This is a genomic window from Pseudomonas lini, assembly GCF_001042905.1.
In the GTDB taxonomy this organism is placed as follows: domain Bacteria; phylum Pseudomonadota; class Gammaproteobacteria; order Pseudomonadales; family Pseudomonadaceae; genus Aquipseudomonas; species Aquipseudomonas lini.
Genome location: NZ_JYLB01000009.1, coordinates 231,399 through 246,319 on the forward strand (window position 1 = coordinate 231,399; position 14,921 = coordinate 246,319).

Annotated in this window: 14 protein-coding genes and 2 pseudogenes; 11 read left to right on the top strand and 5 right to left on the bottom strand. The window is 57.6% G+C overall.

The features are described from left to right. The first annotated feature begins 201 nt into the window (after positions 1-201). Complete coding sequence (locus TU81_RS24290) at positions 202-1,899, top strand: glutamine--tRNA ligase/YqeY domain fusion protein (protein ID WP_038982478.1); 1,698 nt, start codon at positions 202-204, stop codon at positions 1,897-1,899. Between the two features lie 24 nt (positions 1,900-1,923). Further along, on the top strand, positions 1,924-3,306 hold the full coding sequence (gene cysS / locus TU81_RS24295) for a cysteine--tRNA ligase (protein ID WP_038982480.1): 1,383 nt from the start codon (positions 1,924-1,926) through the stop codon (positions 3,304-3,306). Between the two features lie 188 nt (positions 3,307-3,494). On the opposite strand, the gene TU81_RS24300 is transcribed toward cysS, so the two are convergent. Further along, the gene (locus TU81_RS24300) at positions 3,495-5,330 is read right to left on the bottom strand and encodes a sigma-54-dependent Fis family transcriptional regulator (RefSeq protein WP_048396899.1); all 1,836 of its coding nucleotides are present in this window, start codon (positions 5,328-5,330) and stop codon (positions 3,495-3,497) included. Positions 5,331-5,796: 466 nt separating this feature from the next. Here TU81_RS24300 and TU81_RS24305 point away from each other — a divergent pair, with 466 nt between their 5' ends. Genes TU81_RS24305 through TU81_RS24330 form a run of 6 tightly spaced genes read left to right on the top strand, consistent with a single transcriptional unit; the run spans position 5,797 to position 11,732 of the window. Next, a complete protein-coding gene (locus TU81_RS24305; protein WP_048396901.1) occupies positions 5,797-6,891 on the top strand; it encodes an ABC transporter ATP-binding protein in 1,095 nt (364 codons plus the stop codon). Beyond that, on the top strand, positions 6,891-7,988 hold the full coding sequence (locus TU81_RS24310; RefSeq protein WP_048396904.1) for an ABC transporter ATP-binding protein: 1,098 nt from the start codon (positions 6,891-6,893) through the stop codon (positions 7,986-7,988). Before TU81_RS24305 ends, TU81_RS24310 begins: the two co-directional genes overlap by 1 nt. Next, positions 7,985-8,851, top strand: coding sequence for a carbohydrate ABC transporter permease (locus TU81_RS24315; protein ID WP_048396906.1), 867 nt, complete (start codon positions 7,985-7,987; stop codon positions 8,849-8,851). The genes TU81_RS24310 and TU81_RS24315 overlap by 4 nt, the downstream gene beginning before the upstream one ends. An 8-nt stretch (positions 8,852-8,859) precedes the next feature. Continuing rightward, positions 8,860-9,660, top strand: coding sequence for a carbohydrate ABC transporter permease (locus TU81_RS24320; RefSeq protein WP_007896138.1), 801 nt, complete (start codon positions 8,860-8,862; stop codon positions 9,658-9,660). A 10-nt stretch (positions 9,661-9,670) separates the two neighbouring features. Continuing rightward, positions 9,671-9,943 (top strand): DUF2160 domain-containing protein, encoded by a 273-nt coding sequence (locus TU81_RS24325; protein ID WP_038983664.1) that lies wholly within the window; start codon positions 9,671-9,673, stop codon positions 9,941-9,943. 46 nt (positions 9,944-9,989) lie between these two features. Then, positions 9,990-11,732, top strand: a complete 1,743-nt coding sequence (locus TU81_RS24330; RefSeq protein WP_048396908.1) for an ABC transporter substrate-binding protein — start codon at positions 9,990-9,992, stop codon at positions 11,730-11,732. A gap of 177 nt (positions 11,733-11,909) precedes the next feature. Here TU81_RS24330 and TU81_RS24335 read toward each other — a convergent pair whose 3' ends face one another. The 3 genes and pseudogenes from TU81_RS24335 to TU81_RS24345 all read right to left on the bottom strand — a co-directional run. Next, positions 11,910-12,224 carry a helix-turn-helix domain-containing protein gene (locus TU81_RS24335; protein WP_007896134.1) on the bottom strand — a complete coding sequence of 105 codons (315 nt, stop codon included), beginning with the start codon at positions 12,222-12,224 and terminating at the stop codon, positions 11,910-11,912. Beyond that, a complete protein-coding gene (locus TU81_RS24340) occupies positions 12,214-12,564 on the bottom strand; it encodes a type II toxin-antitoxin system RelE/ParE family toxin (RefSeq protein WP_038983665.1) in 351 nt (116 codons plus the stop codon). Before TU81_RS24340 ends, TU81_RS24335 begins: the two co-directional genes overlap by 11 nt. A 200-nt stretch (positions 12,565-12,764) precedes the next feature. Next, positions 12,765-12,956 (bottom strand): annotated as a pseudogene (locus TU81_RS24345) (ATP-binding protein); the annotation flags it as partial. A 38-nt stretch (positions 12,957-12,994) separates the two neighbouring features. Here TU81_RS24345 and TU81_RS31230 point away from each other — a divergent pair. From TU81_RS31230 to TU81_RS24355, 3 genes and pseudogenes are all read left to right on the top strand, one after another. Beyond that, positions 12,995-13,075 (top strand): annotated as a pseudogene (locus tag TU81_RS31230) (hypothetical protein); the annotation flags it as partial. A 293-nt stretch (positions 13,076-13,368) separates the two neighbouring features. Beyond that, positions 13,369-13,569, top strand: coding sequence for a co-regulatory protein PtrA N-terminal domain-containing protein (locus tag TU81_RS24350; protein ID WP_038982494.1), 201 nt, complete (start codon positions 13,369-13,371; stop codon positions 13,567-13,569). A gap of 454 nt (positions 13,570-14,023) precedes the next feature. Next, a complete protein-coding gene (locus TU81_RS24355) occupies positions 14,024-14,392 on the top strand; it encodes a DUF6124 family protein (RefSeq protein ID WP_038982496.1) in 369 nt (122 codons plus the stop codon). A 239-nt stretch (positions 14,393-14,631) separates the two neighbouring features. Here TU81_RS24355 and TU81_RS30850 read toward each other — a convergent pair whose 3' ends face one another. Beyond that, positions 14,632-14,817, bottom strand: coding sequence for a DUF2281 domain-containing protein (locus TU81_RS30850; protein ID WP_038982499.1), 186 nt, complete (start codon positions 14,815-14,817; stop codon positions 14,632-14,634). Positions 14,818-14,921 lie beyond the last annotated feature (104 nt).

Sequence of the window (14,921 nt, forward strand, 5' to 3'; positions counted from 1 at the left end):
CCAGTGTCGGCCAAGGCACGCAGTTTAGCGTGCCGGGCGCGAATTTCGAGGCTGTTTTTCATTGGCAACCGATTAAATGCAACCGATTGCCGGCCTGCTCTGTCAGCCACTTGACAGCATCGGCTATGATAAGCCCCTTTGATTTATAACAGCCGCTTTGATTTGGCCAACTGGCCGCGCACTTGTACGTTCAAGGATCCTATGAGCAAGCCCACTGTCGACCCTACCTCGAATTCCAAGACTGGCCCTGCCGTGCCGGTCAATTTCCTGCGCCCGATCATCCAGGCGGACCTGGACTCGGGTAAGCACACGCAGATCGTCACCCGTTTCCCGCCTGAGCCCAACGGCTACCTGCACATCGGTCACGCCAAGTCGATCTGTGTGAACTTCGGTCTGGCTCAGGAATTCGGCGGCGTCACGCACCTGCGTTTCGACGACACCAACCCGGCCAAGGAAGACCAGGAATACATCGACGCGATCGAAAGCGACGTCAAATGGCTGGGCTTCGAATGGTCCGGTGAAGTGCGCTATGCCTCGCAGTATTTCGACCAGTTGCACGACTGGGCGGTAGAGCTGATCAAGGCCGGCAAGGCCTACGTCGACGATCTGAGCCCTGAGCAAGCCAAGGAATACCGTGGCAGCCTGACCGAACCGGGCAAGAACAGCCCGTTCCGTGACCGCTCCGTGGAAGAAAACCTCGACTGGTTCGCCCGCATGCGCGCCGGCGAATTCCCGGACGGCGCACGCGTGCTGCGGGCCAAGATCGACATGGCCTCGCCGAACATGAACCTGCGCGACCCGATCATGTATCGCATCCGTCACGCGCATCACCACCAGACCGGTGACAAGTGGTGCATCTACCCGAACTACGACTTCACCCACGGTCAGTCGGACGCCATCGAAGGCATCACCCACTCGATCTGCACCCTGGAATTCGAAAGCCACCGTCCGCTGTACGAGTGGTTCCTCGAGAACCTGCCCGTGCCGGCGAAGCCGCGTCAATACGAGTTCAGCCGCCTGAACCTGAACTACACCATCACCAGCAAGCGCAAGCTCAAGCAACTGGTCGATGAAAAGCACGTTCATGGCTGGGACGATCCGCGCATGTCCACGCTGTCGGGCTTCCGCCGCCGTGGCTACACGCCGAAATCGATCCGCAACTTCTGCGAAATGATCGGCACCAACCGTTCCGACGGCGTGGTCGACTTTGGCATGCTCGAATTCAGCATCCGTGACGACCTCGACCACAGCGCCCCACGCGCCATGTGCGTGTTGCGTCCGCTGAAAGTCGTGATCACCAACTACCCGGAAGGCCAGGTCGAAAACCTCGAATTGGCGTGCCACCCGAAAGAAGACATGGGCGTGCGCGTCCTGCCGTTCGCCCGTGAGCTCTACATCGACCGTGAAGACTTCATGGAAGAGCCGCCGAAAGGCTACAAGCGCCTGGAGCCGAACGGCGAAGTGCGTCTGCGCGGCAGCTACGTGATCCGTGCCGACGAAGCGATCAAGGACGCCGATGGCAACATCGTCGAACTGCGTTGCTCGTACGATCCGGAAACGTTGGGCAAAAATCCGGAAGGCCGCAAGGTCAAAGGCGTGGTGCACTGGGTGCCGGCCGCGGCCAGCGTCGAATGCGAAGTGCGTCTGTACGATCGCCTGTTCCGTTCGGCCAACCCTGAAAAGGCCGAAGACAGCGCCAGTTTCCTGGACAACATCAACCCTGACTCGCTGCAAGTTCTCACTGGTTGTCGTGCCGAGCCTTCGCTTGGCAATGCACAGCCGGAAGACCGTTTCCAGTTCGAGCGCGAAGGTTACTTCGTCGCGGATATCAAGGACTCGAAGCCAGGTGTTCCGGTGTTCAACCGTACCGTGACCCTGCGCGATTCGTGGGGCCAGTGATTCAGCGTTAAGGAAGGAGCATTCGTGCTTACGATCTACAACACGCTCACCAAGAGCAAAGAAGTCTTCAAGCCTCTGGATGGCAACAATGTGCGCATGTACGTCTGCGGGATGACCGTGTACGACTACTGCCACATTGGCCATGGCCGCAGCATGGTCGCGTTCGACCTGGTGACTCGCTGGTTGCGGTTCAGCGGTTATAACCTGACCTATGTGCGCAACATCACCGACATCGAAGACAAGATCATCAATCGGGCGAAGGAGAACGGCGAGCCGTTCGACGCGCTGACCGAACGCATGATCACCGCGATGCACGAGGATGAGGCGCGCCTCAACATCCTCAAGCCGGACATGGAACCGCGGGCCACCGATCATATCCCTGGCATGCTGAACATGATCCAGACCTTGATCGACAAGGGTTACGCCTACGCCCCAGGCAATGGCGACGTGTACTACCGCGTCGCCAAGTTCATGGGTTACGGCAAGCTGTCGCGCAAGAAGATCGAAGACCTGCGCATCGGCGCGCGGATCGAAGTCGACGAGTCCAAGCAGGACCCGCTGGACTTCGTGCTGTGGAAAGCTACCAAGCCGGGCGAACCGAGCTGGGAATCTCCATGGGGCGCCGGGCGTCCGGGCTGGCACATCGAGTGCTCGGTGATGTCCACCTGCTGCCTCGGCGAGACCTTCGACATTCATGGCGGCGGCAGCGACCTCGAGTTCCCGCACCATGAAAACGAAATCGCCCAGAGCGAAGCGGCCACCGGCAAGACCTACGCCAACGCGTGGATGCATTGCGGCATGATTCGCATCAATGGCGAGAAGATGTCCAAGTCCTTGAACAACTTCTTCACCATTCGCGACGTGCTGGAAAAGTACCACCCGGAAGTCGTGCGTTACCTGCTGGTATCGAGCCACTACCGCAGCGCGATCAACTATTCGGAAGACAACCTCAAGGACGCCAAAGGCGCACTCGAGCGTTTCTACCATGCGTTGAAAGGCCTGCCGAACGTGGCACCGGCGGGTGGCGAAGCGTTCGTCGAGCGTTTCACTCAGGTGATGAACGACGACTTTGGCACGCCGGAAGCCTGTGCGGTGTTGTTCGAGATGGTTCGTGAGATCAATCGTCTGCGCGAGAGCGATCTCGATGCGGCGGCGGGTTTGGCGGCTCGTTTGAAAGAGTTGGCCAGCGTGCTGGGTGTGTTGCAGCTTGAAGCCGATGACTTCCTGCAGGCCGGTGCCGAAGGGCGCGTGGACGCAGCCGAAGTCGAGGCGCTAATTGCTGCACGTCTGGCAGCTCGTGCCGGTAAAGACTGGGCCGAATCCGACCGTATCCGCGACCAGCTCACCGCCATGGGCGTGGTGCTGGAAGACGGGAAGGGTGGGACGACCTGGCGATTGGCTGACTGATTGCAGCGTTTGCTACGCCTTTCACAAAAACGAAAACCCGCCTTGTGCGGGTTTTTGTTTGTTTGGTTGAAGATCAAAAGATCGCAGGCTTCGCCAGCTCCTACAGGGTTTTGTTCGCTCACAATGACGCGGATGGACGCGGACCGGTGTAGGAGCTGCCGAAGGCTGCGATCTTTTGATCTTCGCCTTTAACCTTCCAACTGACGCAATCGCTTGTAAAGGGTATTCCGGCTAACCCCCAACCGCCGGGCCAAGTGCGAAATATTCCCCCCAGCCGCCTGCAACTGCCGATTCAATTCCTCGGCATCATTCAAATCAACCGCTACCGGCTCCGGCGAATCCACCGGCTCCATTTCCAGGTCGACAAAAAAATCATCCGGCAAATGCTCCGGCCGCACGGGTTGTTCCTCGGCCATGGCCAGCGCCACCTGCATCACACTGCTGACCTGGCGCAAATTCCCCGGCCACGGATGACGACTGAACAGCTCCATCACTTCGGAACTCAACCCGGCCCACTGCGACGGTTCGCGATGCTGTTCCCACAAACGCTTGAACAGTGCTTGTTTATCGCTGCGTTCCCGTAGCGGCGGCAGTTCCAGGGTCAAACCACCAATGCGGTAATACAAATCCTCACGAAACCGCCCCAGCTGAACCTGTTCGCGCAACGAGCGGTTAGTTGCCGAAATGATCCGAATGTCCACCGGGAACAACTCGCTGCTGCCCACCGGTTGCACGCAACGCTCCTGCAGTACCCGCAGCAACCGGGCTTGGGTCGGCAGCGGCATGTCGCCGATTTCATCGAGGAACAGGGTGCCTTTGTCGGCCTTGCGGATTAGCCCGATGCTGCCTTTCTGATTGGCGCCGGTGAACGCACCTTTCTCGTAGCCAAACAATTCGGATTCCACCAGTTCGGCGGGGATCGCTGCACAGTTGACGGCAATGAACGGCTGTTTGCTGCGTGAACTGGCCTGGTGCAGGGCTTTGACGAAGACTTCCTTGCCGACTCCGGTTTCCCCGTGGATTAACAGCGGAATGTCCTTTTCCAGCAAGCGCTCGGCCTGGCGCACGGCTTTTTCCACGCGGCTGTCGCCAAAATGCAGGGTATTAAGGCTGATCGCTGTGGGCGCCGACACCGTGGGTTCAGCAAACACTCGGGCTTGAATCGGCGCTAGTTTCGGTCGCTTCAACAGGCATTGAAAACGGTTGCGCCCCGAGGCTTGCAGGGCAAACGGCAGGCCGTCCGGCTGGTTCAGCAGTTCCAGCAAAGAGACTTTGAACAGGCTTTCGACGCTGACCCGCGACAGGCTGATACCCAGCAGATTGTCGGCCCGGCGATTGGCCGACAGCACCTGACCGGTTTCGTCGAAGATCAGCAACCCGGCCCATTGGCTGTCGAGGTTATTCAGCCCGGTGTTGAAGGTCAGCTGGAAATGCTGGCCATGGAACAGGTTGAGGATCAGCCGGTTCTCCACGGTCTGACTCATCATCTTGACCATGCCCAAGGTGTGCGACGGCGGCAGGTAGCTGTCGCTGGATACATCCAGTACCGCGATCACCTTGCGCTCGGCATCGAAAATCGGCGCGGCGGAACCGGTCATGAAGCGGTTGGCCTTGAGGAAATGTTCATCGTGCTCGATATGTACGGCCTGTTCGCAAGCTAGCGCGGTGCCGATCGCATTGGTCCCGCTGCAACGCTCCATCCAGCTGGCGCCGGCGCTGAAACCTCGGGTCAGGCTCGGCTCGATGAAGCGCTGGGTGCCCCAGGACGTCAGCACCTGGCCCTGATTGTCGGCGAGCATGATCAGGCAGTTGGAGTTGCTGAGGATGTTCTCGTAATACGGCAGGACTTCCTGATGGGTGGTCTGCACCAGTGAATGCTGGCTCTCCAGCAATTGGGCGATGCCATCGGCCGGCAGCTGATCGAACGCCGGAGCGCTCTGATGATCGAGCCCGAACGCGCGGCAGCGAGACCAGGAGTCCTGGATGATGGCGTCGTGGGAGAGCGGCGAGGCAGGTGCGGCCATGGCAGTCGATCTCTGAGCAAGCTTTTATTGTTTTTATGGGTTTTGCATACGTTGGGCTGTCGCGATATCGCGCCGAAAACAATACCCGTAGGAGCTGCCGAAGGCTGCGATCTTTTGATCTTGGCGCCCGTAAGACCGCGAAGTTCAAGATCAAAAGATCGCAGCCTTCGGCAGCTCCTACCGGGGGACCGCGTACATTTCAGATGAATGTGGGTGACCGCGTAGATCATGGGGTGAATGTGGCGGCCCACGCAAAAGCATCCATAGAGTGTTGTTCACATTTGTTCATTGTCAACCTTTGAACTGTTCAATTGTTCAGTCACGGTTGTTCATTTCTGTTCAGCAACGAACGCGGTTTTCCCTTCTTTTTCGTATTTTCCAAGCCAGATCAACCGCTTGGGATTTCTGGCACGAATGTCGCTGTAGTGCTCCGGTCGCTTGACTCCAATAATAAAAAGGCCGAGCCATGTCACTAATCCTGGAGCACGTCAGCCGTACCGTCGAGGGTCAAACCTGGATCGATGATGCGTGCCTTAACTTCGAACCCGGATCGTTCAATGTTTTGCTCGGTCGCACGCTGTCCGGCAAAACCAGCCTCATGCGCCTGATGGCTGGTCTGGACAAGCCCGACAGCGGTCGCATTCTGATGAACGGCGTCGACGTCACCCAGCGCCCGGTGCGTCTGCGCAATGTGTCGATGGTCTATCAGCAGTTCATCAATTACCCGACCATGACAGTGTTCGAGAACATCGCCTCGCCGCTGCGTCAGTCCGGCGTTTCCAGTGAGCTGATCCAGAGCAAAGTGCTGGAAACCGCGAAGATGCTGCGCATCGAGAAATTCCTCCAGCGTTATCCTTTGGAGCTCTCCGGCGGCCAGCAACAACGCACGGCGATGGCCCGGGCGCTGGTCAAGGACGCCGAGCTGATTCTGTTCGACGAGCCGCTGGTCAACCTCGACTACAAGCTGCGCGAAGAGCTGCGCCAGGAGATGCGCGAGCTGTTCAAGGCCCGGCACACCATCGCGATTTACGCCACCACGGAACCCAACGAAGCCTTGGCGTTGGGCGGCACCACCACGATTCTTCACGAAGGTCGGGTGATTCAGAACGGCAAGTCCTCCGAGGTGTATCACCAGCCGCAAACCGTGCTGGCGGCGGAGTTGTTCTCCGAGCCGCCGATCAACCTGATGCCGGGGCGAATTGCCGGCAACGAAGTCAGTTTCGCCAATTTTGTGCACTTCCCGTTGAACGTCGATCTGCGACCGGTGGGCGAGGGCGAGTTCCGTTTCGGCGTGCGCCCCAGCCACATTTCGCTGGTGCCGAGCAACGACGACGATCTGGAACTGGCGGTGACCGTCGAGGTGGCCGAGATCAGCGGTTCGGAAACCTTCCTGCACGTGCGCAATGAGTATTTCCTGCTGGTGCTGCACTTGCCGGGTGTTCACGAATACGACGTCGATGCGCCGATTCGCATCTATATCCCGACCCATAAACTGTTTGTGTTCGATATGCAGGGGCAGCTGGTTCAGGCGCCCGGTCGCCGTATTGCGAGGGTAGCCTGATGGCCGAAATCCGTTTGCAGAACCTTGCTCATAGCTACACCCCAACGCCGACCGGCCCTGAGGATTACGCGATCCGCGAGATGGACCACGTGTGGGAGCAGGGCGGTGCTTATGCGCTGCTCGGGCCTTCGGGGTGCGGCAAGTCGACCTTGCTCAACATCATTTCCGGGTTGCTCAGCCCGTCTCAGGGCCAAGTGCTGTTCGACAGCAAAGTGGTGAATGAACTGACCCCGGAAAAGCGCAACATCGCCCAGGTTTTCCAGTTTCCGGTGGTCTACGACACCATGACGGTGTTCGATAACCTGGCCTTTCCATTACGCAATCAGGGCATGGACGAGGCGAAAATTCACACCAAGGTGCACGAAATCGCTGAAGTCCTCGACCTCCAGGCATTGCTGTCCAAGAAAGCGCGCAACCTCACTGCCGATGAAAAACAGAAAGTATCCATGGGTCGTGGGCTGGTGCGCGATGACGTGTCGGCGATCCTCTTCGATGAACCGCTGACGGTGATCGACCCGCACCTGAAGTGGAAGCTGCGGCGCAAGCTCAAGCAGATCCACGAGCAGTTCAACATCACCATGGTCTACGTCACCCACGATCAGCTCGAAGCCTCGACTTTCGCTGACAAGATCGCGGTGATGTATGGCGGGCAGATCGTGCAGTTCGGTACACCGCGGGAGTTGTTCGAGCGGCCGAGCCACACGTTTGTCGGTTATTTCATCGGCAGCCCGGGGATGAACCTGATCGAGGTCCAGCCGCAAGCCGGCGGTGTTGGTTTCTCCGGCACCCACTTGCCGTTGTCCGACGCGATGCAGAAACGAATCGCCGAGTCCGAATGGAAAACCCTGAAGGTCGGCATCCGTCCAGAGTTCGTTCATGTGTGGGACGAACCTTGTGATGACGCGATGCAGGCACAGGTCGTACACGTCGAAGACTTGGGCACCTACAAGATCATGACCCTGAACCTCGATGGCGCTCCGCTGAAAGTACGCCTGGCCGAAGACAAACCGGTACCCGAAGGCACGGCGTACATCAGTTTTCCGGCGCAATGGTTGATGGTCTACGCCGATGATTACCTGCTGGAGGTGCTGCCATGAACAAGGTGCAGAACAACAAAGCCTGGTGGCTGGTATTGCCGGTATTTCTGCTGGTGGCATTCAGTGCGGTGATCCCGATGATGACCGTGGTCAACTACTCGGTGCAGGACATCTTCGACCAGTCCAGCCGCTACTTCGTCGGTGCCGACTGGTACAGGCAGGTGCTGCTCGACCCACGGTTGCATGACTCGCTGCTGCGCCAGTTCATCTACTCCGGCTGCGTGTTGCTGATTGAAATCCCGTTGGGCATCGCCATCGCCCTGACCATGCCAATCAAGGGCCGCTGGTCGTCGCTGGTACTGATCATTCTGGCGATACCGCTGCTGATCCCGTGGAACGTGGTCGGCACCATCTGGCAGATTTTCGGCCGGGCTGACATCGGTTTGCTCGGTTCGAGCCTCAACGCCATGGGCATCAACTACAACTATGCGGCCAACACCATGGACGCCTGGGTGACGGTGTTGGTGATGGACGTGTGGCACTGGACGTCGCTGGTGGCGCTGTTGTGTTTCTCCGGTTTGCGGGCGATTCCGGACGTGTATTACCAGGCGGCGCGGATTGATCGGGCATCGGCCTGGGCGGTTTTCCGACACATCCAGTTGCCCAAGCTCAAGAGCGTGCTGTTGATCGCGGTAATGCTGCGGTTCATGGACAGTTTTATGATCTACACCGAGCCATTTGTGCTGACCGGCGGCGGTCCGGGGAATGCCACGACCTTCTTGAGTCAGACGCTGACCCAAATGGCCATCGGGCAATTCGACCTTGGCCCGGCGGCAGCTTTCTCGCTGGTGTACTTCCTGATCATCCTGTTGGTGTCGTGGCTGTTCTACACCGCCATGACTCACTCTGACGCCAATCGGTGAGGCCCGCCATGAGCAAGAGAAAGCTAATCCCACTGCTGATCTACATCCTGTTCCTGCTGGTGCCGATCTACTGGCTGCTGAACATGTCCTTCAAGAGCAACACCGAAATCCTCGGCGGTTTGACGCTGTTTCCCCAGGATTTCACCTTCGCCAACTACAAGGTGATCTTCACTGACCCGAGCTGGTACACCGGTTATCTCAACTCGCTGTACTACGTGAGCCTGAACACGGTGATTTCCCTGAGCGTGGCGCTGCCGGCGGCGTATGCGTTTTCACGCTATCGTTTCCTCGGTGACAAGCACCTGTTCTTCTGGCTGTTGACCAACCGCATGGCGCCACCGGCAGTGTTCCTGCTGCCGTTTTTTCAGCTGTATTCCTCGATCGGGCTGTTCGACACCCATATCGCGGTGGCGTTGGCTCACTGTCTGTTTAACGTGCCGTTGGCGGTATGGATTCTTGAAGGCTTCATGTCCGGCGTTCCTAAGGAAATTGACGAAACCGCCTACATCGACGGCTACAGTTTCCCCAAGTTCTTCGTGAAGATATTCGTCCCGTTGATTGGCTCCGGGATCGGCGTTACGGCGTTTTTCTGCTTCATGTTTTCCTGGGTCGAGCTGCTGCTGGCGCGAACTTTGACCTCGGTGAACGCCAAACCCATCGCGGCGGTGATGACCCGCACGGTCTCGGCGTCTGGCATCGACTGGGGTGTGCTGGCGGCTGCGGGAGTGTTGACCATCCTGCCGGGCATGTTGGTGATCTGGTTTGTTCGCAACCACGTGGCCAAGGGCTTTGCTCTGGGCCGGGTATGAGGAACTGATGATGGAATGGATGAGTTGGACTGGTCCCACGGCGGCGTTCTTCAGCGTCATTGCCTTGACTCTGGCAGGCATGACGACCTGGGAGTTGCGTTCGCCGAGTATCCCTCGGCGTGGCTTTTTGCCGATTGCCACCACCCGTGGCGATCGGCTGTTTATCGGTCTTCTCGGCAGCGCCTACCTGCATTTGCTGGTAATCGGCGTCACCGACTGGAGCATCTGGGTGGCGTTCGCGTTGTCCCTGGTGTGGCTGTTGGCTGTGATGCGTTGGGGCTAGTCGAATCGCTCGGCAATCGTGCTCCGCCACTTAAACAGGAGGTCTTATGTTCGATAAAAACAATAAGCTGCGACATAGCATTTCATTGGCAGCCATGCTGGCACTCAGCGGTTTGAGCGCATCTGCCTGGGCTGATGCCTATGAAGACGCCGCCAAGAAATGGATTGGCAGCGAGTTCAAACCGTCTACCCTCACCCCGGAACAGCAGCTCGAAGAGTTGAAGTGGTTCATCAAGGCGTCCGAGCCGTTTCGCGGAATGAGCATCAAGGTGGTCTCGGAGACCATCGCGACCCACGAATATGAATCCAAAACGCTGGCCAAGGCCTTCACCGAAATCACCGGGATCAAGCTGACCCACGACTTGCTGCAGGAAGGCGACGTGGTGGAAAAGCTGCAGACCCAGATGCAATCGGACAAGAACATCTATGACGGTTGGGTCAACGACTCGGACCTGATCGGTACGCACTTTCGCTATGGCAAGACCGAATCGATCACCGACCTGATGGCCAACGAAGGCAAGGCCTACACCTCGCCGACCCTGGACATTAAAGACTTCATTGGCATCTCGTTCACTACCGCGCCAGATGGCAAGGTCTATCAACTGCCCGACCAGCAGTTCGCCAACCTCTACTGGTTCCGCGCCGACTGGTTCGAGCGGGCGGATCTGAAAGCGAAATTCAAAGAAAAATACGGTTATGAACTGGGCGTACCAGTGAACTGGTCGGCCTATGAAGACATCGCCAAATTCTTCAGCGAAGACGTCAAGGAAATCGACGGCAAGCGCGTCTACGGCCACATGGACTACGGCAAGAAAGACCCATCCCTCGGCTGGCGCTTCACTGATGCCTGGTTCTCCATGGCCGGCGCTGGCGATAAAGGCATACCCAACGGTCTGCCAGTGGACGAGTGGGGCATTCGCGTCGAGGATTGTCATCCGGTCGGTTCCAGCGTAACCCGCGGCGGCGACACCAACGGCCCGGCGGCGGTCTATGCAACCACCAAATACGTCGACTGGATGAAAAAATACGCGCCACCGGAAGCGGCGGGCATGACCTTCTCCGAATCCGGCCCTGTGCCGTCCCAAGGCAACATCGCCCAGCAGATCTTCTGGTACACCGCGTTTACCGCCGACATGACCAAACCGGGCCTGCCGGTGATGAACGCCGACGGCACGCCGAAATGGCGCATGGCACCCTCGCCAAAAGGCCCGTACTGGGAGGAGGGGATGAAGCTCGGTTATCAGGACGCCGGTTCCTGGACCTTCCTCAAATCCACGCCTGAAAAGCAAAAGCTCGCGGCCTGGCTGTACGCGCAGTTCGTAACGTCGAAAACCGTATCCCTGAAAAAAACCATCGTCGGCCTGACCCCGATCCGCGAATCGGATATCAACTCGCAAGCCATGACCGACCTGGCACCGAAACTCGGTGGTCTGGTGGAGTTCTATCGCAGCCCGGCCCGCGTGCAATGGACCCCGACCGGGACCAACGTGCCGGACTATCCTCGTTTGGCGCAACTGTGGTGGAGCCACATCGCGGAAGCCGCCAGTGGCGAGAAAACGCCACAACAGGCACTGGACGGTCTGGCCAAGGATCAGGATGCGATCATGACCCGTCTGGAACGCTCCAAGGTACAACCGACCTGCGGGCCGAAAATGAATCCGGAGCGGGATGCGCAGTACTGGTTCGATCAGCCGGGTGCGCCGAAAGCGAAACTGGCGAACGAGAAGCCTAAAGGCGAAACCGTGAGCTATGCCGAGCTGCTGAAATCGTGGGAGGCGGCGCGTAAATAGTCGTCTGTAATGTGAAACGCAAACGGCACCGTAAGGTGCCGTTTTGCTTTGTGCCTGTTCCACCGCCTTCGCGAGCAAGCCCGCTCCCACATTGAACTGCATTCTTTCTGACAGAACGTGGCCCCCTGTGGGAGCGGGCTTGCTCGCGAAGGCGTCATTGAAAACGCCGCAAACACTTCAGGTCAACGCCGCCAGTTGTTCAACCGTCTCCGGAAAGCGCTCCACCAGCCGGATCAGCGTGGTGGCCTGAGCATTAGGTTTCGCCCGTCCTTGTTCCCAGTTCTCCAGCGTCCGGGTGTTGGTGCGCAAGTACATCGCGAATACCGAACGGGAAAGGTTGAGCTGTTGGCGTATGGCTACCACTTCCTCGGCAGTGATTGGCACCAGTTTTGGCAGTTTGACCTTGTGGGTTCGCAGCGTGACCTTGCCTTGGCGCTCGTCGGCCAAGGCTTCAAGGCCTTCCATCAGTTCGGCAAAAATGTCACGTTTCATGGTGGGATCTCGTGTTGATTTCGCTATCTAGAGTTTGTCTGAAAAGTTTCTTCTGGGAAGGCGACAAGTCGTCTTGCTCGTTTTTGCTATATACGGTGAACAGCCAGAATTGATCAAAACCCGACCACCAGTAATAAATCACCCTTAGTCCACTGCGCTTGCCTTTGCCTCGTCGCTGGTCGGAGAAACGGACCTTTCGCAACCCGCCCATACCTTCCACCAGGTCGCCAGTTTCCGGGTTTTTCAGCAGCTCCAGTTGAAAGCTGCGAAACAGTTCGTCGTCCAGGTAGTCATTTCTGTGCTTTTGAAATACGGGTAATTCGATAAAAAGAGCGTCCATGTTCTGTACGTTAACTGCGTATATTTCTATCACAAGAATCGAATAGGTCAAGGCTTCTGTTCCTGCCCAATTCGGTCAAGTCATTACGTTAAAGTCGCAGGCAGGATCTGGATGTAGGACGCGGCTGATTCACCCGCGAGGCGATTCTGGATATCGCGGGGAAGAGGAGCAGAGGTCGGTCGGTTAAACATTTAGAGTCATCACTGAGCGTGAGGAAACCCCAACCGAAACACCGTCATCGCCCCCGGCAAGCTCTTAACCTCGGCCACCCCCTGATGCAAACTCATGCGCACGATGGCCAAGCCCAGTCCGGTGCTGCCTTGCGAGCGCGAACGGCTGCTGTCGACCCGGTAAAAACGGTCGAACAGGTGCGGCAGATGCTGTGCTTCGATGAGGCATTGGACAGCAGGTTCGAGATCGCCCGTTGAATCCGTTTGCATTGACTGGTGGCGTCATGGCGTTGTGGCTGCGGGACATTCCGCTGTCGATCTCGGCGGGCGTCGGTTTTTTAACTTCCACCCCCTAAACCAACTCTGTGAATACGACCCCTGTGGCGAGGGAGCTTGCTCCCGCTGGACTGCGCAGCAGACCCCGCTTTTCAGATCAAGAGCAAGGGCCGCTTCGCGCCCCAGCGGGAGCAAGCACCCTCGCCACAGGTATTTCTCAGTATGCAGATTTTCTGAGTGATCAATACTCTGCAATGACTGCCCCTCCACATAACGGATATGTAATCTCCACGCCACCGTCACGAAAGGTTCGGATTGTTACCTTGATCCCGTCAGTTAATTAAACGAGGAATCAAACATGAAACTTGCACAACTGAGTGCGTTTGCAGCGGCATTGGTGATGTCTTCCGTGGTCTTGGCTGAAGGTGGTGGCGACCGGGCATTTGAAAAAATGATGGTGGCCAATGACCGGTCGGTAGAGAAGTTTGTCGCCAAAGAGCAGGCGCGCGACCCCATCGTTGTGAATGAAAAGAAAGACGACAAGACCAAAGACCTGTAAGGGTGCCCGACATCCAATCCCCGCGCGCAACGTGGCGACCGTCCCCGTAGGAGCTGCCGAAGGCAGTGCGTATTTCAATCGGAGTTCCGGTTTGTCCGCGCACCACACAGATCGTATTTCAATTCGGGATGTTTAAAGGTTGTGGAGAAAACGCAGAACCTTCCCACAATGTTTTCAGGTTGTCCGTCGGACGTCCGGTCTCTAGCCTGTGTACGTCGCTGCCAATTCAGCGACCGGGATTGGAACCCCGCGGCTCCACTGAAAGCAAAAGCGCCTTTCATGACGTATGCTTGCGCACCTTGATGGTGTGCACTCCGTTATGGCGGCTGTGCGCGGGAGACTTCGAGTCTGTCGGGTTTTGCTCAGTGGCCCGGGTTCCAACCTGCGTACAGCTGCCTCCCTTCGATTGGAACCGAATGGGTCAGCTCTAACCATCACGCTGAGTACCAAAATCATGAAAAAACCAACACCAAACCCTCCCGAAACAGAAGCCGACACAACGTCCCCCTACGCCGCCCTCGACTCCAAAAAACTCCACGAAGCTGCCGAACGAGCGCTCGATTACTACCTGAACCCTACCGCCCACGTCATGGCCACGCCCTACACCCCCAACCAGATGTATTTCGCCAATCCCAAAGCCGACACCGAATCCCTGCTGGCCAATGCCAGCGAGTCATTATCCTCGGCCACAGTCATGCTCGGGGACTTCGCCGCGCTGCTGGAAGGCAGCCACCGCAAGACTTTGCTGGGTATTGCGCAAGTGGTGATGCTGGGAGAGTTGGCGGTGAATCAGGCGTTGGATAACGTCGAGCCGGGTGAGTAACTCTCCCGCAACGCAATCCCTGTAGGCACTGCCGAAGGCTGCGATCTTTGGTTAACGCCAAGGTGATGGGGGAATTACAATTTCGTCATGTGGGACGAGCCCCAAGTACAGTGAGTCTGCTCGCGATGGCGGAGTGTCAGGCAATGAAGATGTTGATTGTGCCGACGCCATCGCGAGCAGGCTCGCTCCCACATTGGTTTGGGTGAGTCTGATGAATCACATGTGCGCAGATGTGGCTTCTACTTTTCGAAGGTATCTAGCAGACCGTCTGACAGAGGGGCATCGAGGTCATCGGGAAGTGTGAGTTTGCCCTTCATGGCGCCGATCCGTTGTACGCGCGTTTTTTTCAAAGTGACTCTGCTTTGGCGTTCTTCGGCTAACGCCTCGAGGCCGTCCATCAACTCTGAAAAAACATCTCGCTTCATGGTTCGCGATCTCCACTTGATAGTTGAGCTTCGAATTTAACGACAAATGGCTCCTGTCGAATGTCAGCCATTGCTCACCGCTTTGCAGGCAAACTCCGAAAAAG